The sequence below is a fragment of the uncultured Tateyamaria sp. genome, from assembly GCF_947487805.1.
GTDB lineage: Bacteria > Pseudomonadota > Alphaproteobacteria > Rhodobacterales > Rhodobacteraceae > Tateyamaria.
The window spans coordinates 438931-458292 of the sequence record NZ_CANKXW010000001.1; the positions used below are offsets into that span (position 1 = coordinate 438931).

At 65.2% G+C, this 19362-nt stretch carries 17 protein-coding genes; 8 read left to right on the plus strand and 9 right to left on the minus strand.

Annotation, left to right across the window (positions count from 1 at the left end):
• Positions 1 to 75: 75 nt before the first annotated feature.
• The 6 genes from Q0949_RS02200 (at position 76) to Q0949_RS02225 (ending at position 7016) form a co-directional block, all read left to right on the plus strand.
• Positions 76 to 573 carry a class I SAM-dependent methyltransferase gene (locus Q0949_RS02200; RefSeq protein ID WP_299367930.1) on the plus strand — a complete coding sequence of 166 codons (498 nt, stop codon included), beginning with the start codon at positions 76 to 78 and terminating at the stop codon, positions 571 to 573.
• Positions 574 to 760: 187 nt separating this feature from the next.
• A complete protein-coding gene (locus Q0949_RS02205) occupies positions 761 to 2851 on the plus strand; it encodes a 3-hydroxyacyl-CoA dehydrogenase NAD-binding domain-containing protein (RefSeq protein WP_299367933.1) in 2091 nt (696 codons plus the stop codon).
• A gap of 3 nt (positions 2852 to 2854) precedes the next feature.
• On the plus strand, positions 2855 to 4057 hold the full coding sequence (locus Q0949_RS02210) for an acyl-CoA dehydrogenase family protein (RefSeq protein WP_299367936.1): 1203 nt from the start codon (positions 2855 to 2857) through the stop codon (positions 4055 to 4057).
• A complete protein-coding gene (locus Q0949_RS02215; protein WP_299367939.1) occupies positions 4054 to 5124 on the plus strand; it encodes an acyl-CoA dehydrogenase in 1071 nt (356 codons plus the stop codon). Before Q0949_RS02210 ends, Q0949_RS02215 begins: the two co-directional genes overlap by 4 nt.
• Positions 5105 to 5527 (plus strand): PaaI family thioesterase, encoded by a 423-nt coding sequence (locus tag Q0949_RS02220; RefSeq protein ID WP_299367942.1) that lies wholly within the window; start codon positions 5105 to 5107, stop codon positions 5525 to 5527. The genes Q0949_RS02215 and Q0949_RS02220 overlap by 20 nt, the downstream gene beginning before the upstream one ends.
• Positions 5520 to 7016: a class I adenylate-forming enzyme family protein gene (locus Q0949_RS02225; RefSeq protein ID WP_299367945.1), complete on the plus strand. Its 1497-nt coding sequence runs from the start codon at positions 5520 to 5522 to the stop codon at positions 7014 to 7016. The genes Q0949_RS02220 and Q0949_RS02225 overlap by 8 nt, the downstream gene beginning before the upstream one ends.
• Here Q0949_RS02225 and rpe read toward each other — a convergent pair.
• Positions 7013 to 7702: a ribulose-phosphate 3-epimerase gene (gene rpe, locus Q0949_RS02230; RefSeq protein ID WP_299367948.1), complete on the minus strand. Its 690-nt coding sequence runs from the start codon at positions 7700 to 7702 to the stop codon at positions 7013 to 7015. The two genes, Q0949_RS02225 and rpe, sit on opposite strands and share 4 nt — an antisense overlap.
• 209 nt (positions 7703 to 7911) lie before the next feature.
• On the opposite strand from rpe, the gene xylB reads away from it, so the two are divergent.
• Positions 7912 to 9360 (plus strand): xylulokinase, encoded by a 1449-nt coding sequence (gene xylB / locus Q0949_RS02235; RefSeq protein ID WP_299367950.1) that lies wholly within the window; start codon positions 7912 to 7914, stop codon positions 9358 to 9360.
• Complete coding sequence (xylA, locus tag Q0949_RS02240; protein ID WP_299367953.1) at positions 9357 to 10664, plus strand: xylose isomerase; 1308 nt, start codon at positions 9357 to 9359, stop codon at positions 10662 to 10664. The genes xylB and xylA overlap by 4 nt, the downstream gene beginning before the upstream one ends.
• Before the next feature lie 18 nt (positions 10665 to 10682).
• Here xylA and Q0949_RS02245 read toward each other — a convergent pair whose 3' ends face one another.
• The 8 genes from Q0949_RS02245 to Q0949_RS02280 all read right to left on the minus strand — a co-directional run bounded on the left by Q0949_RS02245 (position 10683) and on the right by Q0949_RS02280 (position 19344).
• The gene (locus tag Q0949_RS02245; protein WP_299367957.1) at positions 10683 to 11951 is read right to left on the minus strand and encodes a glutamine synthetase family protein; all 1269 of its coding nucleotides are present in this window, start codon (positions 11949 to 11951) and stop codon (positions 10683 to 10685) included.
• Positions 11952 to 11956: 5 nt separating this feature from the next.
• On the minus strand, positions 11957 to 13177 hold the full coding sequence (locus Q0949_RS02250) for a cytochrome P450 (RefSeq protein ID WP_299367961.1): 1221 nt from the start codon (positions 13175 to 13177) through the stop codon (positions 11957 to 11959).
• Positions 13174 to 13881 (minus strand): type 1 glutamine amidotransferase, encoded by a 708-nt coding sequence (locus Q0949_RS02255; protein ID WP_299367964.1) that lies wholly within the window; start codon positions 13879 to 13881, stop codon positions 13174 to 13176. The genes Q0949_RS02250 and Q0949_RS02255 overlap by 4 nt, the downstream gene beginning before the upstream one ends.
• 110 nt (positions 13882 to 13991) lie before the next feature.
• Positions 13992 to 14924 carry a tripartite tricarboxylate transporter substrate-binding protein gene (locus Q0949_RS02260; protein ID WP_299367967.1) on the minus strand — a complete coding sequence of 311 codons (933 nt, stop codon included), beginning with the start codon at positions 14922 to 14924 and terminating at the stop codon, positions 13992 to 13994.
• A 34-nt stretch (positions 14925 to 14958) separates the two neighbouring features.
• Complete coding sequence (locus tag Q0949_RS02265) at positions 14959 to 16449, minus strand: tripartite tricarboxylate transporter permease (protein ID WP_299367970.1); 1491 nt, start codon at positions 16447 to 16449, stop codon at positions 14959 to 14961.
• A complete protein-coding gene (locus Q0949_RS02270) occupies positions 16449 to 17189 on the minus strand; it encodes a tripartite tricarboxylate transporter TctB family protein (RefSeq protein WP_299367973.1) in 741 nt (246 codons plus the stop codon). The genes Q0949_RS02265 and Q0949_RS02270 overlap by 1 nt, the downstream gene beginning before the upstream one ends.
• Entirely contained in the window at positions 17186 to 18547 is a 1362-nt protein-coding gene (locus tag Q0949_RS02275; protein WP_299367977.1) for an aminotransferase class III-fold pyridoxal phosphate-dependent enzyme, read from the minus strand. Before Q0949_RS02275 ends, Q0949_RS02270 begins: the two co-directional genes overlap by 4 nt.
• Positions 18544 to 19344: an IclR family transcriptional regulator gene (locus Q0949_RS02280; RefSeq protein ID WP_299367980.1), complete on the minus strand. Its 801-nt coding sequence runs from the start codon at positions 19342 to 19344 to the stop codon at positions 18544 to 18546. The genes Q0949_RS02275 and Q0949_RS02280 overlap by 4 nt, the downstream gene beginning before the upstream one ends.
• Positions 19345 to 19362 lie beyond the last annotated feature (18 nt).

Genomic DNA, 19362 nt, shown 5'->3' on the forward strand with positions numbered 1-19362 from the left:
GGCTTCCTGAAGGTTTCGTGCTACACATTTCGCTTTTTCTGCACCATCTAGAGGTCAAAGCCAAAGGAATGATCAATGACCCAAAGCCGCCTTGACCTTTTTGTTGACCGTATGGTGTCCCAGCGCGCCTGTCTCGATCACGCCGCCGCATTGACGGCGTCCCTGCCGGGACCGGTGTTCGAACTGGGCCTCGGCAACGGCCGGACCTATCACCACATGCGCCATATCATGCCCGAACGCGAGATCTACGTCTTTGAACGGGCCATCGCGTCCCACCCAGACAGCACGCCCCCGGACGACATGGTCCTTCTGGGCGATGTGTTCGACACGCTGCCGCAGGCGCTGGCGCGGTTCGGGCCGACGGCCGGCCTGATCCATGCCGACCTTGGCGGACATAATGCACAAAAGAACGATATCTTTGCGCAAAAAGTGTCGCCGCTGATTGCGCCCCTGCTGGCGGTGGGCGGGCTGATGGTGTCGTCGGACCGGATGTATTTCGACACGCTGGTTGAACAACCCCTGCCCGAGGGTGCTGTGCCCGGGCGGTGCTTTATCTACCGTCGCGACACCTGATCCACCCGTCGGCGTGACACAGAGCGGCCCTTCGGGGAGAGTTTATCTGGCAAGATGAAGAGAGCGCGGTGTGCCCCAAATGACGTGGCGGCGCATGTCGAAACGCTTGCCCTTTTTGCGTGCACGCCTAGGCTGACCCTCGCGCGGGCGGATGATCCCTTGCGCGATTTGATGCAGCGGAGGGACCATGAGCGACAAGATTGCCTATTCGAGACAGGGCGACATCGCCGTTCTGACGGTGCAGAACCCGCCGGTGAATGCGCTGTCCCATGCCGTGCGGCAGGGCCTGTGGGACCGGATGGATCAGGCCGAGGCGGATGCGGGCGTGCGCGCCGTGCTGATCGTGGGTGAGGGGCGCGCATTTTTTGCGGGCGCCGACATCACCGAATTTGGCAAGCCGCCGCTGGAGCCGCACCTGCCCGACCTGATCAACCGGATCGAAGCCTCGCCTTTGCTGGTCGTGGCGTCGATGCACGGTGTGTCGCTGGGCGGCGGGCTCGAGGTCGCGCTGGGCTGTCACAACCGCATCGCGGTGCCCTCGGCCAAGGTCGGCCTGCCCGAGGTGCATCTGGGCCTGATCCCCGGTGCGGGCGGCACGCAGCGCCTGCCGCGCCTGACGGGGGTCGAGCCTGCGCTCGACGTGATGACGACCGGTCGGCATATCGGCGCGGACAAGGCCCACGCGCTGGGCATCATCGACGTGGTGCAGGACGGTGACCCGATGGAAAACGGCCTTGCCTATGTGCAGAAATTGCTGGCGGAGGGTGCCGCCCGTAGCCCGGTATCCGAGATGGACCCGCCCGCACCGATCGACTGGGACTCGGCATTCGACGCCATCCTCGCGCGCGGCCGCGGCCAGATTTCGCCCGCGTGGTGCGTGCGTGCCGTGCAGGCGTCGGTGGAAAAACCCTTTGCCGAAGGGCTGAAGGCCGAACGCCAGATATTTTACGACCTGATGCAGACCGACCAGCGCAAGGGCATGATCCATGCTTTTTTCTCCGAACGTGCGGTGTCAAACCTGCCCGAGCTGAAGGGCGTGGATCCGCGCCCCGTACAGCATATCGGCGTCATTGGTGGTGGCACCATGGGGGCGGGCATTGCCACGGCGGCGCTGCTTGCGGGGCTGCGGGTGCACCTGCTCGAGATGTCGGCGCAGGCGGGCGAGGCCGCACGAGGCCGCATCGCGGGCAATCTGGCCGGGGCCCTGAAACGCGGCAAGATCAGCGCCGATCAGCATGACGCCATTCTGACCCAGGCCCTGCAGATCGTGACAAGCTATGATACGCTGTCCGATGTTGATCTGGCCGTCGAAGCCGTCTTCGAGGACATGGAGGTCAAGAAACAGGTCTTTGCGGAGCTGGACCGGGTCTGCAAGCCGGGTGCGATCCTGGCCTCCAACACCTCTTACCTCGATATCGATGCGATCGCGGCGACAACCTCGCGGCCCGGCGATGTGCTGGGGCTGCACTTCTTCTCGCCCGCGCATGTGATGAAACTGCTCGAGGTCGTGGTGGGGGCAGAGACCGCGCCGGACGTGGTGGCCACCGGCTTTGCACTGGGCAAGATGCTGGGCAAGATCAGCGTTCGCGCGGGCGTCTGCGACGGGTTCATCGGCAACCGTATCCTTGCCACCTACCGCACGGCCGCAGACCAGATGATCCTTGACGGTGCGTCGCCCTATGACATCGACGCCGCCCTTGAGGCGTTCGGCTTTGCCATGGGGCCGTTTGCCGTGGCGGACCTCGCGGGCCTCGACATCGGCTGGGCCGTGCGCAAGCGCAAGCGCGCGGAAGGGCAGGCGCCCAAACGCGACGCGACTTATGCGGACACGCTCTGCGAACAGGGGCATTTCGGCCAGAAGACGGGCAAGGGGTACTATGACTATGCCGCAGGTCCAAAGGCCCGCGTGCCCAATCCTGACGTCACGCCCATGATCGAGGCGGACCACGCGCGCCTCGGCATCACCCCGCGCCTCTTCACGCGCGAAGAGATCGTGCGCCGCTACATGGCCGCCATGGTCAACGAGAGCGCCAAGGTCGTCGGCGAAGGCATCGCCCGCCGCCCGCTGGACGTCGATATGACGCTGCTCTTCGGCTATGGGTTCCCGCGCTACCACGGGGGGCCGCTGAAATGGGCCGACATCGTGGGGCTTGAGGCGCTGCTGAAAGACATCAAATCCTACGCCATCGAAGACGCCGACTTCTGGGCCCCCGCACCCCTGCTGGAACAGCTGGTGGCGGATGGCAAAACCTTCGATGACCTGAACAAAAAGGGCTGAGATATGGACCTGAGCTATTCCCCCGAAGAACAAGCCTTCCAGGCGGAAGTGCGCCAATTCCTGGCCGATGAACTGCCCGGCGATATCGCGGACAAGGTGCGGCTGGACACGGACTTGACCAAGGACGACATGGAACGCTGGCACGCGATCCTGAACAACCGCGGCTGGCTGGCGCAAAACTGGCCCGCGGAATTTGGCGGCGCCGAATGGTCCGCCGTCCAGCGCCACATCTACGACACCGAGGCCGCCGACGCCAACGCCCCCCGCATCGTGCCCTTTGGCCTCTCGATGCTCGGCCCCGTCCTGCAAAAATTCGGCTCCAAAGAGCAGCAGGACCACTGGCTGCCCCGCATCCTCGACGGCACCGACTGGTGGTGCCAGGGCTATTCCGAACCGGGCGCGGGCTCCGACCTCGCCTCGCTGAAAACCAAGGCCGTGCGCGATGGCGACCACTACATCGTCAACGGGCAAAAGACATGGACGACCCTCGGTCAGTTCGCCAACATGATCTTCTGCCTCGTCCGTACGGATGCGGATGCCAAACAGCAAGAGGGGATCAGCTTCCTGCTGATCGACATGGACACGCCCGGCGTCGAAGTGCGCCCCATCATCCTGCTCGATGGCTGCCACGAGGTGAACGAGGTCTGGTTCACGGACGTGCGGGTGCCGGTGGCAAACCTCGTGGGCGAGGAAAACAAGGGCTGGACCTATGCAAAATACCTGCTCACCCACGAACGGACGGGCCTTGGCGGCGTGGGCTTCTCCCAGGCGGGCCTCAAGACGGTCAAACGCATCGCCAAAACTGCCAATCACAACGGAAAACCGCTGATCGAAAACCCCCACTTCGCCGCACGCGTGGCGCAAGTCGAAATTGACCTGCGCGCCATGGCCACCACCAACCTGCGCATCATCTCGCAAGCCGCCGCAGGCGAGGCGCCGGGGCTCGAGGCGTCGATGCTCAAGGTCAAAGGGTCGATCATCCGTCAGGAAATCAACGACCTCGCGCGCCGGGCGGTCGGTCCCTACGCCATGCCCTTCGCCTCCGAGGCGGTCGAGGGCGCAAACGACCGCATCCCCGACCCGTTCGACGCAGGCCCCGTTGCGGGCCAGTATTTCAACAACCGCAAGCTGTCGATCTTTGGCGGCTCCAACGAAATCCAGCGCGGCATCATCGCCAAAGTGACCATGAGCGGGGGTGGCAAATGAACTTCAACCTGACCGAAGAACGGCAGATGTTGCAGGACACGCTGCGGCGCTATCTGCGCGAACAATACGGGACCGCACGGCGCAACGAGATCCTTGGCTCCGACACCGGATTTTCGCCCGACATCTGGGCCGAACTGGCCGAGCTGGGTGTGCTGGGCGCGCTCTTTACCGAGGACATGGGCGGCTTTGGCGGCGCGGGTTTCGACATCGCCGTGGTGTTCGAGGAACTGGGCCGCGCGGGCGTGGTGGAACCGGTGCTCGATTCTGCGCTGATGGGCGGTCGCCTGCTGGCTGCGGCGGGCAAGACGGACTTGGTTGAACAGGTCATCGGCGGTGCCCTGCACCTCGCCGTGGCGCACGCAGAACCCGACAGCCGCTATGACCTCGACCACGTCAACACGACCGCGACGGACAACACACTCACGGGCCGCAAGGCCGTTGTGATGAACGCCGAGGCCGCCGAACACCTGATTATCTCGGCCAAGGACGGCGACAGGATCGCGCTCTACCTCGTGGACAAGGGCGCAGCCGGGCTAGACATCCAGGGCTACCCCCTCCTCGCCGGGGGCCGTGCCGCCGAGGTCACGCTCGAAAATACACCCGGCACACCGCTGGGCCTCACGCTTGGCGACTACGAGGCCACGTGGCGCCTCGCCCTCGTCGCGCAATGCGCCGAGGCACTGGGGGCCATGGAAACCGCCACGGCGCAGACACAGGATTACCTGATGACCCGCAAGCAGTTCGGGCGGCCCATCGGCACCTTTCAGGCGCTGGCCCACCGCATGTCCGACTTGTTGATCGAACTGGAACAGGCGCGCTCCGCCGTGATCAACGCCGCGGGTCATGTCACGGACACCGATGCCGACCTGCACCTGTCGGCCAGCAAGAACCTGATCGGCCGCATCGGACGTCTGGTTGCCGAAGAAGCGATCCAGATGCACGGCGGCATCGCCATGACGCAGGAATACGAATTGGCCCATATCGCCAAACGCATCATCATGGCCGACCACCGTTTCGGCGACACGGATTACCATCTGGAGCGGTTCATTGCCCTCTCTGCCGCCTGAAGGACCCGGTATCATCCGCGACGAGACCGGCGCGCAGACGCTGCTGGGCTATGTTGTGGATATCCGGGCCGGCGACGGGACGGCGAAATGCTGGCTCGACATCGGGGCGCAGCACGGCAACCGCCACGGGGGCCTGCACGGCGGGATCATGTCCGCGATGCTCGACAACGCGATGGGTTTTGCCGCCGCGCGCTCAGGCGCAGACGATGGCAGCACCAAGGTGGCGACGCTGACCATGACGACCAACTACCTTGCCCCCGCCAGCACCGGCGTGGTGGTCGCGACGGGCGAAGTGTCGGGCGGCGGGCGTGCCACGATCTTTACCGAAGGGCGGCTCGAGGACGAAAACGGCACCGTCCTCGCCACCTCGACAGGCGTCTACAAGCGGGTCAAAAGTGGATAGCGTCCATGACCTGCTCGCCCATCAGGTCGCAACCCGGCCCGATGCACTGGCGTTCGAGGACGTCACAGGCGCGCGCCTGAGCTTTGCGCAACTGGGGCTGGCCGCAGACGAGATTGCCGAGGTGCTGAAGCGCAAAGGCATCGGCCCCGGCGACCGCGTGATGATCGTGTCGGAAAATTGCGCCGCCAAGGTTGCCGCCCTGTTCGCGACATGGGCCTTGGGGGCCATCGCCGTCCCGATCAACGCGCGCCAGACCGCCGCCGAAATTGCCCGTGTCGATGCCCATGCCGAACCCAAAGCGGTGTTCTTCACCACACAGGTCTCGCCAGACGCCGAAAAACACTGCATCACCGCACAAAGAAAAATCGCAGATCTAGAGGCCAGCACCATATCCGGCGTATGGGGTCAGCTTGCCCTACACTGTCCCCGCGGGGACAGCTTGGCCGGCGACAGCGACGTCGCCGTCCTCCTCTATACAACAGGCACGACCGGCGACCCCAAGGGCGTGATGCTGACCCATGCGAACGTGCGTTTCGGTGGCGCGACCTCGGCGAACCTGCGGGCGATGACGCCTGCCGACATGATCTATGGCGTGCTGCCCACGACCCATGTGTTCGGGCTCTGTTCGGTGGTGGTGGCGGCGATCCATGCGGGCGCGCCCGTACGGCTGGTGCCGCGCTTCGACGTGCCATCGGTCTTTGGCGCGCTGCGGGACGGGATCACGCTCTTTTCAGCGGTGCCGCAGATGCACGCGCTGCTGATGGCGCATGCGCGGGCGCAGGGGCTGGGGACGCTTGGCTCGGCGACCTTGCGCTATGTCTCGTCCGGTGCCGCGCCGCTTGATCCCACGTGGAAGCGCGAGGCGGAGGCGTTCTATGGCGTGGCCTTGCAGAACGGGTACGGCATGACCGAGAGCACCGCGGGCACGGCTGCCACGCGCAACGTCATCGGCGATCCCGACACGTCGGTCGGCCCGCCCCTGCCGGGCATCGAGATCACCATCGATGACGCGGTGGCGGGCGGAGAGGTGCTGACCCGCGGGCCGCATGTGATGAAGGGCTATTTCCGCAACCCGGACGAGACCGCCAAGGTGTTGTCGCCCGACGGGTGGCTGCGCACGGGCGATCTGGGCCGCATCGATGAGGCGGGGCGCCTGCACATCCTCGGCCGCGCCAAGGAGCTGATCATCCATGGCGGGTTCAACGTCTTCCCGCCCGAGGTCGAGGCCGCGCTGAACGACCATCCTGAGGTGGTGCAGGCAGCGGTGGTCGGACGGATGCGGGACGGGGACGAAGAGGTTGTGGCCTTTGTCCAGGTTCCGGACGGCAGCGTATTGACCGAAACAGATCTGCGCGCCTTTGTCCGGGACCGGTTGGCAGGTTACAAGCGGCCCGCGCACTACGTACTGGCCACGGCATTGCCCGCGGCACCCACGGGCAAGATCCTGAAACACAAGCTGATCGAGACGTTCGCTGACGCGCTGGACTAGGTCCAGACGCCTTCTGCAGCGGCGCGGATCGCGCGGATGTTGTCGCCATAGGGGGCGGGGTCGTTGACGGAGCCACCGCGGAACACGGCAGAGCCTGCGACGAGCACGTCCGCACCTGCCTTGGCCACAAGCGGCGCTGTGGTCGGATCGACGCCGCCATCGATCTCGATATGCACGGGGCGGTCGCCGATCATGGCGCGCAGGTCGGCGATCTTGGCGGTCATGTCGATGAACTTTTGCCCGCCAAAGCCGGGGTTGACCGTCATCACGCAGATCAGATCGACCATGTCGATCACCTCTGCGACGGCCGAGGCCGGAGTGCCGGGGTTCAGGGCGACGCCCGCCTTCATGCCCGCGCCGCGAATGGCCTGAAGCGTGCGGTGGATGTGGGGCCCGGCCTCGACATGGGCGGTCAGGACATCCGCGCCTGCGTCCGCGAAGGCGTCGATATAGGGATCGACCGGCGCGATCATCAGGTGGACATCCATCACGCCCTTGATATGCGGACGGATCGCGGCACAGGTGGCGGGGCCAAAGGTGATGTTGGGCACGAAATGGCCGTCCATCACGTCGACATGGATCCAGTCCGCGCCCTGCGCCTCGACCGCGGCGCATTCGGCACCGAAATTGGCAAAATCGGCGGCGAGGATGGAGGGGGCGATCTTGATCGAGCGGTCAAAGGGCATGGGGCGCGGTCCTGTGTCTGGGGCTTTTGCCCCTATACTCTGCCTCTGAGCGGGCGGAAAGGGCGGGTGCCTCCGGCGGGCATATTTTGGGAACAATGAAGATGTGGATTGCGCCAAAGGCGATCTGGAGGCATTTTGAGGGGCGTACATCATAATTAGTTTGACAATCGAATTAAAGGGCGCGACTGTGAACGACAGGGAGGATGTCGATGTACCTTGGACTTGATCTGGGCACGTCGGGTGTGAAGGCGTTGCTGGTCGATGAGGACGGGCGCGCGGTCGGCAGTGCCGACGCCACTTATGATGTGACAAACCCGGCGGCAGGCTGGAGCGAGCAGGATCCGGGCGACTGGGTGCGGGGCATCGGCGCGGCGCTGGCGGCGTTGCGCGCGGCGCACGGGGCGGCGTTCGGGGCCGTACGGGCGCTGTCCTTTTCCGGCCATATGCATGGCGCGGTGATGGTGGATGACGCAGGATGCGTGCTGCGCCCGTGCATCCTGTGGAATGACACGCGCAGCCATGTCGAGGCGGCGGCGATGGATGCCGACCCGGTGGCGCGCGCGGTCAGTGGCAATATCGTCTTTCCCGGATTTACCGCGCCCAAGCTGGCCTGGGTTGCGGCCCATGAGCCGGATGTGTTTGCGCGTGTGGCGCGGGTCATGTTGCCCAAGGATTACCTGCTGTGGTGGCTGACGGGGCGCTATGCGACCGAGATGTCGGATGCGGCGGGCACTGCGTGGCTGGATGTTGGCGCGCGGGACTGGTCGGGTGATCTGTTGGCTTTGGGCGGGATGCGCCGCGATCAGATGCCGGACCTGCTTGAGGGCACTGATGTTGTGGGCGTCGTGCAGGCGGCGCGGGCCGATCTGGGCCTGCCTGCGGGATGCAAGGTTGTGGCCGGTGGGGCGGACAATGCGGTTGCCGCCTGCGGTGTGGGCGCGTTGGGGGAAGGGGACGGGTTCGTGTCCCTTGGCACCTCGGGCGTGGTTCTGGCGGGGCGTGACCGCTATGCGCCGGATGCGGGGACGGCGGTGCATACGTTTTGTCACGCGGTGCCGGGGCGCTGGTATCAGATGGGCGTCGTGCTGGCGGCCACCGACAGCCTGAACTGGTTGAGCCGGATCACGGGCCGGGGGGCAGGCGATCTGTCTGCGTCCTTGGGCGATATGCTGCGCGCACCGGGGGGCGTGAAATTCTATCCCTATCTTTCGGGCGAGCGGACACCGCACAATGATGCGGCCGTGCGGGGCGGGTTTACCGGCCTGGATATTGCCAGCGGGCCCGAGGATCTGACCCACGCCGTGATGGCGGGTGTCAGCTTTGCCCTGCGCGACAGTTTCGAGGCGTTGAAGGCCACGGGGGCGCAGTTGCCCTCTGCCCTCGCCATCGGGGGCGGCAGCCGGTCCGATTACTGGACGCGGATGCTGGCCACGACATTGAACATCCCGCTGGAGCGCCCCGACGAGGGGGCGTTTGGCGCGGCCCTTGGCGCGGCGCGCATTGCCATCTGTGGGGATACCGGCGCGGATCCGGGCGCCGTGATGACCAAGCCCCCCATATCGGATGTGATCGACCCTGAGGCGGATCTGACCGCCGCCTATGATGATGCTTATTCCGCCTTTTCAGGCGCTTACCCCAAACTGAAGGCCATGCCATGACCACTGGATTCTTTGACGCCGTTGCCCCCGCCACCTTTGAGGGGCCGGACAGCACCAACCCGATGGCGTTCCGCCACTATGATCCCGACGAGATGGTGATGGGCAAGCGGATGGAGGATCATTTGCGCTTTGCCGTGGCCTATTGGCATTCCTTTGCCTGGGAGGGGGGCGACCCATTTGGCGGGCAGACCTTTATTCGCCCGTGGCACCCGCAGGACGACATGGGTCGCGCCAAGATGAAGGCCGATGTGGCGTTCGAGATGTTCGAGTGGTTGGGCGTGCCCTATTTCTGCTGGCATGACGCCGACATCCGGCCCGAAGGCGATACATTTGCCGAGAGCCTGAGCCGGCTGGACGAGATCACGGATTACTTTCTGGGCAAGATGGAGGGCGGCAAGGTTGGCTGTCTCTGGGGGACGGCGAACATGTTCAGCCACCGTCGCTGGATGTCTGGTGCCTCGACCAACCCGGACCCGGACGTGTTCGCCTATGCCGCGGCGACGGTGAAGTCCTGCATGGATGCGACGCAGAAGCTGGGTGGTGAGAATTACGTGTTGTGGGGCGGGCGCGAGGGGTACGAGACGCTGCTGAACACGGATATGGGGCGCGAGCTGGACCATATGGGCCGGTTCCTGAGCATGGTGGTCGAGTACAAGCACAAGATCGGGTTCAAGGGGCAGATCCTGGTGGAGCCAAAGCCGCAGGAGCCGTCCAAGCACCAGTATGACTTTGACGCGGCCACCTGCATCGGGTTCCTGCGCAAATACGGGCTGGAGGACGAGGTGAAGCTGAACCTCGAACAGGGGCATGCGATCCTGGCGGGCCATTCGTTCGAACATGAGATTGCGGTGGCTGCCGCTGACGGGATGCTGGGATCGATCGACATGAACCGCAACGACTACCAGTCGGGCTGGGATACGGACCAGTTCCCCAATAACGTGCCCGAGGTGGCGCTGTGCTATTACCACATCCTCAAGGCCGGTGGGCTGGGGTCGGGGGGCACCAACTTTGACGCCAAGCTGCGCCGTCAGAGCCTGGATGCGGAGGACCTGATTGCGGGTCATGTGGGGGCCATGGACATCTGTGCGCGGGGCCTCAAGGCGGCGGCGGCTATGCTGGAGGATGGCGGCATCGAGGACGCGATGGCCACGCGCTATGCCGGGTGGGACACCCCGCAGGCGCAGGCGATGCTGCAAAGCGATCTGGGCGCAATCTCGGACCGGGTGCTGGCCGAAGGCATTGCGCCGCAGCCGCGATCGGGCCGTCAGGAGATCCTTGAGAACTACGTCTCGCGCTTTGTCTGACCGGGGCGCGGCCCGTGCTCAGACGAAGGGCAGGTAGAAGTCGCGCACCTCGTCCACGGACTTGTCCTTGAGCCGTTTCCATTCGTCCTGTTTCAGGAAGATCAGCGCGTTGCACAGGTCGTCGCCCACGGCAGCGCGCAGGGGCGCGTCCGCGTCGAGCGCGTCCAGCGCCTTGTCCAGCGCGGATGGCACGTGGCGCGTGGCGCGCACGTTTTCCAACCCGTCGAGGTCTTCGGCGGCGGGCAGGTCATAGCCGTTTTCCACGCCGAGCAGCGCCGCCTGCAACACGGCCGTCACGGCGAGGTACGGGTTCGTTGCGCAATCGGCCATGCGGTGTTCCAGCCGCGCGGATCGGGGGGAGGTCACGCAGGACCGCGTCGTGACCAGCCGGTGATCGTCAGCCCAGTTGGCCCAGTACCCGGCCATCGATGCAGGCCCGAGGCGGTCATAGCTGTTCACCGTCATCGCGAGCAGGGCGGCCAGCCCTTCGTGGTGGTGGATCAGCCCGGCCATGCAGCCGCGCGCCACATCCGACAACTGCCCGTCGGGCGCGATGACATTGCCACCCTGCGCGTCCTCAAAGCTGAAGTTGATGTGCAGGCCGGACCCGCCCCGGTCGGGGATCGGTTTGGGCAGGAAGGTCAGGAGCAGGTCCATGTCCGCCGCGACCTCGCGGGCCATCGTCTTGAACAGGAACGCGCCGTCGCAGGCGGCGAGCGCGTCGTCGAACTGCATGGTTAGTTCGAACTGGCCGTTGTCATATTCGCCGTTCATCGATTCGATGCGCAGCCCGACTTCCTCCGCCGTGGCCCAGAGGGCGTTCATCAACCCGGCGGGATCGTTTTGCGGGCCGGTGCCATAGACGAAAGCGCCGGGCGTGTCATAGGGCTCCCACACGCCGTCGGTTCCTTGCTGGAACACATAGGCCTCCATCTCGAGGCCGACCTTGGGTGTCAGCCCGCGCGCCTGCCACGCGGCCACGGTGGCCTGAAGCCGCCCGCGCGCGCAGAGGCCAAAGGGCGCGCCGTCCGCGTGCAGGGTGCCAAGGGCGATGTCGGTGTCCTGTTGCCAGTCGGGGTGGCGGGCCTCGTCCAGCACAAGTTCCATGTCGGGGATGCCGTCAAAGACGCCCGCGCCCGGCACGGGGATCAGGTCGCGGTCAAAGGTGGTGCCGAACACACCGCGGGCAAAGCCGACCTTGCCCCCGGCAGCCACGTCCGATGGCACGTATTTGCCGCGCGGCAGGTTCAACAGATCGCAAAACAGGGTGCGGGTGCGTGTGGTCATATCGGTCACTTCAGCGTTGGGCGCAGGGTCAGTGATTTGACCCCGCAGATGAAATTGGATCGGGTCCAGGTCGGCTCTGACACCGCGTCGAGCCGGGTGATGCGGCCTGCCAGTTCTTGCAGGATGCACCGCAATTCGAGTTTGGCAAGCCACATGCCAAGGCAGACATGCGGCCCGCCCTGCCCAAAGGCGAGGTGGCGGTTGGGGCTGCGGTCCAGTTGCGCGCTGTGGGGATTGTCGAACACCGTCTCGTCGCGGCTGCCGGAGGCGAACCACATCAGCACCTTGTCGCCCGCGCGGATGGTCTGGCCGTGCAGGTCGATGTCGCGTGTCGCCGTGCGGCGGAAATGCAGGGTGGGCGAGGCGAGGCGGATGATCTCGTCCGCGCAGGTGTCCCAGACCTTGCCCGTTTGCAGCTGCGCCAGCAGGTCCGGTTGCCGGGTCATGAGGTGCAGCGCCATCGCGATGGAATAGCGGGTCGTGTCGTTTCCGGCGGCCACCAGCAGGCAGAAGAAGTTCTTGAAATCCTGCGCTGTCATCGCGCCATCCTCGCTGCGCAGCACGCGGGCGAGGATGCCATCGCCGTCCACCTGCCGCGTGCCATCAAGGATCGTATCGGCATAGTCATAAAGCTCGACCCCCGCAGGCGACCGGAATGGCATCATGCGGTAGGCGTCGGTGTCGACCTTGTCGATCACGGTGGTGGTAAAGTCGGGGTCCGTGTTCCCGATCAGTGCGTCGCCCCGTTCCACCAGCCAGTCGAGGTCATCCTCGGGCACGCCGAGGATGCGGCCCAGCATCAGCATCGGCAACCGCTTGGCGATCAGGTCGATGCCGTCGAACTCTGCATGGTCCAGCGCCTGCCCGACGATATCGCGGGCCAGATCCTGGATCAGTGGTTCGAACCGGGCGATGACGGGCTTGGCAAAGACGGGATTGACCGCGCGGCGGGTGGTGGAATGTTCGGGCGGGTCGGTTTCCTGAAAGGTGCGGCGCGACATGTATTCGTCATGGCTTTGGTCCTCGATCCGGATGCCCTGTGCGCTGGAGAATGTCGCGGGGTCCTTTTGCGCGGCCATGATGTCGGCATAGCGGGTGAGCGACCAGAACCCCTTGTTTCCGGCAAAGGCATCCGTCCAGTGCACCGGCGCGTCGCGGCGCATCTGTGTGAACGTGTCGTGGGGGATGCCATCCACAAAGCTGTCGTGATCGGCGAGGTTCTTCATGGGGTGCCTCCGAAAAAGCGGGTGGCCCATTGGGCAAATGTGCTGCCATGCGTGGGCGTGGCAAGCGTGGCTTTGGCTGCTGCGACCTCTTCGGCCGCCAGGTGAGGCGCGGTCTCGTCCAGAACACAGCGCATGAAGGGGTCGGTGAATTCCGGGTGCGCCTGCGTGGTCAGGATATGCGCGCCCTTGGCGAACCCGGCGATGGCGCATTTTGGGGACCGGGCGTAGGCCGTGCACCCGTCTGGCAAGGTCGTCACGGCATCGTGGTGAAACTGGTAGAGGTTCAGCCCCTGCGTTTGTGGCTGCATGTATGGCAAGGTGCGGGTCAGCTCGATTGGGTCCACGCCGATGTTCCAGTCCTGACGCGCGACCTTTCCGCCCAGTGCCATGGCGATCGCCTGATGGCCGAAACAGGCCCCAAGCAGCGGCTTTTGCGCCGCGTCGCAGGCGCGGATGAAATCGTAGAGCGCGGGCAGAAAGGGCAGATCGTCCAGCACGCTCAGCGGCGAGCCGGTGATCAGGAATGCGTCCTGTTCGTCCACGCTCGCAGGCACTTCGCCACCGATGGTCATGTAGACGCGGTAGGTGAACCGCTGGTCCTGCGCATCGAACAGGTCGCGGAACCGGTGGCTGTCGTCCGGAAAGGCATCACCGATGGGCGATGTGTCGTGGTTGACCTGTAGCAGACCGAGTTTGAGGCGCATGAAACTTACTCAACATGAGGGGCGTGTTGACCCGCGGGGTGGCGCAATCGCGCCGCCCCATGGGGGCGGGTCGGCGCGGCCCGTGACGCAAGCGCCACGGGCGGTTTGAATTATCGGCCCAGGATCTCGTTGATCTCTGCCGACTTGGCGCGGTCTGCCTCGATCCGTGCCTCGGCCTCGGCCTGACCTTGCCAGTAAACGGCGGCCCCGGTTTCGGCCATCAGCGCCTGTGCTTCGTCCGACGCCATGGTCTTGGCGGCGACTTCGGCGATGGTGTCGATCACCTCTTGCGGCGTGCCTTTGGTCACGAACAGGCCGTTCCACAGCTCGACATCGTTCACACCGGATTGCGCGGCGATGGTTTCGACCCCGTCCAGCTTGGCGATGGGGGACGCGCCGATATTGCCCAGTACGTTGATGTCACCCAGGCACGGCTCGATCAGCGCCAGCGTGGTGTTGATCACATCGGCATCGCCCGAGGACAGCGTGTTGCAGTCCAGCAGGTCAAAGGCGCTGTCGTCGGCGAATTCAAAGTCCATCTTGACCGCCGCAGCCATCGACACGGCAGTGGGCGTCAGGCCCGCGCCAAAGTGGCCCAGCACGACGTCGTTGTCCTGCGCATAGGCGGCCAGTTCTGCCATGTTGGAATAGGGCGCGTCGCCTGATGCGGCCAGCACGAAGGGGTAGGTCAGAAAGATGCCCACGGGCACGAAACTGTCCTCTTCGATGCCGATGTCGATCTTGGGGCCGACGATGGGCACACCGATCACAAAGGACCCGATGACCGACCCGTCATTTGGCGCATTCAGCACCTCGAGCGCGCCGGGAAAGGGGCCATCGCCGCCACCGGGGCGGTTCACAACGGACGCGGGCTGGCCCGTGGCCTCGGCCATGTCGGCGGCGATCATGCGCGTCAGGATGTCCTCGAAATCACCCGGAGGCCACGGCACGATGAATTGCACGGGGCCTGTGGGGTACTCTGCCAGCGCGGGGCCGGTCAGGGCAGCCAGGGCAAAGGCTGCGGTGGTCAAAAGCTTCTTCATGTGTACTCTCCCTGAGTTTATTTTGCTTTTGCGGTCAGTGTTCGAACCGTCTGGTGCGAACGGTGGTGATGATCGTGACGACGATCACGATCAGGATCACGACAAAAAGCGTCCCGGCCACCGGCCGGTTCACGATGTCGAAAACGGTTTTGATCTGGCCTGCACCCGCCGTCAGCTTGTCGATCATGATCGACCCCAGCACGAGGCCCAGCACCACGGGCACCAGGGGCCAGTCGAGCCGCCGCAGGATATAGCCGACATAGCCGAACCCGGCGGCGAACATGCAGTCGGTAAAGGAATTGCGGATCGAAAAGACGCCGACAAAGGCGAGGATCAGGATGAACGCGCCCAGAAGGCGGTTGGGGATATAGATGATGCGCGTGATCGCGCGGGTCGAGATCAGCAGCGTCAGCAGCACCAGCACGTTGATCAGCAACAGCGCGATAAAGAGCGAGAACAGGAAATCCGAGTTGTTCTCGAAAATATCAGGCCCCGGTTTGATGCCTGCATCAAAGAACACGACCATCATCATGGCGGTCAGCGCCTCGCCCGGCACACCCAGCGCCAGCAGGGGCACCATCGCGGCGGCGGGCACGGCGTTGTTGCTGGCCTCGGACGCGATCAGCCCGTCCGGCGCGCCGCGCCCGAACTGGCCGGGGTTTTTCGAGATCGCGCGCGCGGTGGAATAGCTGAAGAACTGCGCCACGAACTCGCCCACGCCGGGGATGATGCCCATCACCGTGCCGTAGCCCGCGCTGCAAAAGGCCACGACCGGGTGTTTGCGCAACTCTCCAAAACCGCGCAAGAGCCCGCCCTTGATCCGCGCCTCGGGCGGGTCCGCATCCTTGCCCGTCAGCAGAAACAGCGCCTGACTGATGGCAAAGATGCCGACGATCACGACGATCAGGTTGAAACCGGGATAGAGGTATTCGATGTCGAACGTATAGCGATCGATCTGGCGCGTCGTCTGCCGCCCCACCAGCGCAATCAGGAACCCCAGCCCAAAGAGAAGCGCGGCCAGCCCCATCGTTTTGCGATGTGCGGCGATCAGCAGGACAGCGCCCAGAACGGCGGCCATAAAGATATCCCGCTGACCGAACAGCGCCCCCAGATCACGCAGGTAGGGGCCAAAGACCATCAGCGCGGTCAGCCCCAACAGGATCGAGAAGCACCCGCCAAAGAACGACGCCGCATAGGCCAGCGACAGCCCGCGCGCGGCCTCGCCCCGCCGGGTCATGGCATAGCCGTCATAGGTGGTCAGCGCATTGACCGGCGTGCCGGGCGTGTTGATCAGGATCGCGGGGATGGCCCCGCCATACATCGACGATCCATAGACGCCGAGCAGCAGGACCAGCGACACCAGATCGTCGAGAAACACGGTGGCGGGCAGCAGGATGGCGATGGCAATCGCGGGGCCGATCCCCGGCACCGCACCAATCGCCAGCCCGCCCACGGACCCGATCAGGATCGCAACCAGCACGGGCCAGCTGGCAAGGTTGTCGAGACCGGCCCAGAACGCCTCCATCAGAACCACACCTGCATGAAGGTCTCGAGCCGTTGGGGCAGCTGGTCATAGAGCCAGATGTTCACGGGCGTGCGGATTTGCAGGCCGGTGCGGAACACCAGCACAATCGCGAAACTGGCGGCAAGGCAGATGCCCATCCACCGCGCGCCGCGATAGCCCATGCGCCAGGGCAGCAGCGTGCCCATCAGCAGGGTCGACACAAGATAGCCCAGCACCGGCACCAGCAGGGTGTAGCCCACGAACCAGCCCACGAATTCCAGCGCGCGCAGCCATTGCGACATCTCGTAGCCCACGGCGGTGGGTTGCCCGAACCGTGTGCGCCAGCGCTGGGCGCGCCATGCGGCATAGAGGTTCCACAAGGCCGCAGGCACCAGCACCGCAAGGCACATCAGCGGCGCGACCCACCCCTGTTTCAGGATCCGCCCCAGCCGTGCGAGCCGTTTGTCGGGGTCGGTGATCCCGAACTGGTCCATCCAGTACCGCGCCATGTTGGCAGGCAGCTTGCGGTCCTCCCACCCGGTCTGGGAAAAGAAGAAGGCGAGGAAAAACAGCGCCAAAAGCGCCATGAACAGCGAAAAGATCAGATCCCCCCGTCCGCGCCGGAAGTCGGTGATGTCAGCCACGTTGATCTTTTGGGCAGGTGGCGTGGCAGAGGCAAAGCGCCGGGTCGTCGCCCGTGACCGGATCACGGCGCGCGGTGTCGCGCTGGTCAGCGCGCGGGGGGTGACCCGGCTTGTCACGCGGCTCCGGACATGGCGGTCAGGCCCGCTTCGGTCGCGGACAGGATGGTCTGGATGTGGCCTGCGTCCACCACCAGCGGCGGCGAAAAGATGGCGTTGTTGCCCGACACCCGGATCATCACGCCCGCCTCGTAGGCGGCCTTTTGGAACACCAGCGGCAGCGCCTTGCCCACGGGGGTCTTGGTGGCGCGGTCGCTGACCAGTTCGATGGCGCACATCAGCCCCGCGCCGCGCACGTCGCCGATCATGTCAAAGCGGTCAGCCAGCGCATGCAGCCCGGCCTTCAACTCGGCCCCGCGGGGGGCTGCGTTTTCCCAGGGCTTGATACGCATCGTTTCCTCGACCGCCGCGACGGCGGCGGCGGCACCGACCGGGTGGCCGGAATAGGTATAACCGGAATCGACCGACCCCGCCCCGCTCTGGTCATCCTCGAACGCGGCGGCCACGTGGTCCGCGATCATCACCGCGCCAAAGGGGAAATAGCCGTTGGTGATCGCCTTGGCGGTGCACATCAGGTCCGGCTGCACGCCCCAGTGGCGCGAGCCCGTGGGGGATCCCGTGCGGCCAAAGGCGGTGATCACCTCATCCGCGATCAGCAGCACACCGTGCTTGTCGCAGATGTCGCGCACCATGGGCATGAAGCTTGGATGCGGCGGGATCACCCCGCCCGCGCCCTGCACCGGCTCCATCACGAATGCGGCGACGGTGTTGGCCCCCTGAAAGGCGATCTCGCGCTCAAGCATGCCCGCGCTGAGGCGCGCCAGCTCTGCCGGATCGTCGGTGCCGAAGGGGTTGCGATAGAGGTAGGGCCCGGGGATGTGGAAACAGCCCGCCATGAGCGGCTCGTAAGTGTTGCGGAACTTGGCGTTGCCATTCACCGACGCGCCGCCGAAATGTGTGCCGTGATAGCCCTTGTCGAGGCTGATGAACTTGGTCCGCGTGCCCTCGCCACGGATGCGGTGGTATTGCCGCGCCAATTTCAGCGCGATCTCGATACTGTCCGACCCGCCGGAGGTGAAAAAGCTGCGGCTCATCCCGTCGGGGCCAAAGAAGTCGGCAAGCAGGTAGGCCAGCTCGATCGCCTTGTCGTTCGAGGTGCCGCGAAAGGTCGAGTAATAGGGCAGGGCGTCGAGTTGCTGGGCGATGGCGTCCTTGACCGGCTGGCACGAATAGCCAAGGTTCACGTTCCACAGGCCGCCCACCGCGTCGATGCTGCGGTGCCCGTCCACATCCGTGATGTGCACCCCGTCGCCACCCGTCAGGATGGTGGGCGGGTTGGCCATGCTGTCGGCGGGATGCGCCATCGGGTGCCAGAACTGGCGGGCATTGTTTTCCTTGAGGAAATTGCTGTCTTTCATGACACGGCCCTTTCGTGGCTGGGGGTCCAGATTTTTCCGACGTCGAGCGGGACAGTGCCGCCCATGGCCTCGGTGAAGCCGCGCCCGTGATCCATCAGCAACCGCGCCAGATGCGCCTCGACGGCCTTGCCGCCCCGCGCGGAGGGGTAGGCGATGGAGCAGGTGGCAAAGGGCACGCCCTTGGCGTCAAAGATCGGGATCGCGACCGAGGACACGCCCAGCCGCAGCGCATCGCGGTTGCGTGCATAACCCCGGCGCTGGATCGCGGTCAGTTCAGCAACCAGCGCATCGCGGTCCGGCGCGCCGGACCCCGGCACCCATGTGCGCGGATCGGCCAGCGCCAGATCCAGCTGCGCGGGCAGCGAAAAGGCGAGGAACGCCTTGCCCGAGGATGTGGCAAACAGCGGCGGCAAGCCATAGGCGTCAAAGCTGACCCGGACGGGGTGGTCGTGGAATTCGGCGTGGTACATGTCGACCAGATCGAACCCTTCGAGGCGGCTGATATGCACCAGTTCGCCGGCGGCGCGGCTGAGCGTGTCGGTCGCGGTGCGGATCATCTCGACCTCGGGCACGGTGCGCGCCCGCATCCCCGCCAGCCGGGTCAACGACGGGCCAAGCCGGTAGGCCCGCGTCGCGGGGTCCTGTTCCAGAAAGCCCGCCTGTTCCAGTGCGGCAAGATGCCGGTGCACCGTGGCCTTGTCCCGCCCGGTGCGGCGTTGCACATCCGACAGGCCAAGCTGTGGCTGGGCGTCGGAAAACAGGTCGAGAAGGCTCAGGGCTTTGGCAATGGTCGACATGGACAAGAGCTTGACGCA

What these genes read in the sequence shown, in the direction of transcription:
- Q0949_RS02210 (WP_299367936.1), top strand. Translation starts at nt 2,855, where the DNA reads ATGGACCTGAGCTATTCCCCCGAAGAACAAGCCTTCCAGGCGGAAGTG.
- Q0949_RS02280 (WP_299367980.1), bottom strand. Translation starts at nt 19,344, where the DNA reads ATGTCGACCATTGCCAAAGCCCTGAGCCTTCTCGACCTGTTTTCCGAC.
- xylA (WP_299367953.1), top strand. Translation starts at nt 9,357, where the DNA reads ATGACCACTGGATTCTTTGACGCCGTTGCCCCCGCCACCTTTGAGGGG.
- Q0949_RS02215 (WP_299367939.1), top strand. Translation starts at nt 4,054, where the DNA reads ATGAACTTCAACCTGACCGAAGAACGGCAGATGTTGCAGGACACGCTG.
- Q0949_RS02245 (WP_299367957.1), bottom strand. Translation starts at nt 11,951, where the DNA reads ATGACCACACGCACCCGCACCCTGTTTTGCGATCTGTTGAACCTGCCG.
- Q0949_RS02255 (WP_299367964.1), bottom strand. Translation starts at nt 13,881, where the DNA reads ATGCGCCTCAAACTCGGTCTGCTACAGGTCAACCACGACACATCGCCC.
- Q0949_RS02275 (WP_299367977.1), bottom strand. Translation starts at nt 18,547, where the DNA reads ATGAAAGACAGCAATTTCCTCAAGGAAAACAATGCCCGCCAGTTCTGG.
- xylB (WP_299367950.1), top strand. Translation starts at nt 7,912, where the DNA reads ATGTACCTTGGACTTGATCTGGGCACGTCGGGTGTGAAGGCGTTGCTG.
- Q0949_RS02205 (WP_299367933.1), top strand. Translation starts at nt 761, where the DNA reads ATGAGCGACAAGATTGCCTATTCGAGACAGGGCGACATCGCCGTTCTG.
- Q0949_RS02200 (WP_299367930.1), top strand. Translation starts at nt 76, where the DNA reads ATGACCCAAAGCCGCCTTGACCTTTTTGTTGACCGTATGGTGTCCCAG.
- rpe (WP_299367948.1), bottom strand. Translation starts at nt 7,702, where the DNA reads ATGCCCTTTGACCGCTCGATCAAGATCGCCCCCTCCATCCTCGCCGCC.
- Q0949_RS02260 (WP_299367967.1), bottom strand. Translation starts at nt 14,924, where the DNA reads ATGAAGAAGCTTTTGACCACCGCAGCCTTTGCCCTGGCTGCCCTGACC.
- Q0949_RS02250 (WP_299367961.1), bottom strand. Translation starts at nt 13,177, where the DNA reads ATGAAGAACCTCGCCGATCACGACAGCTTTGTGGATGGCATCCCCCAC.
- Q0949_RS02265 (WP_299367970.1), bottom strand. Translation starts at nt 16,449, where the DNA reads ATGGAGGCGTTCTGGGCCGGTCTCGACAACCTTGCCAGCTGGCCCGTG.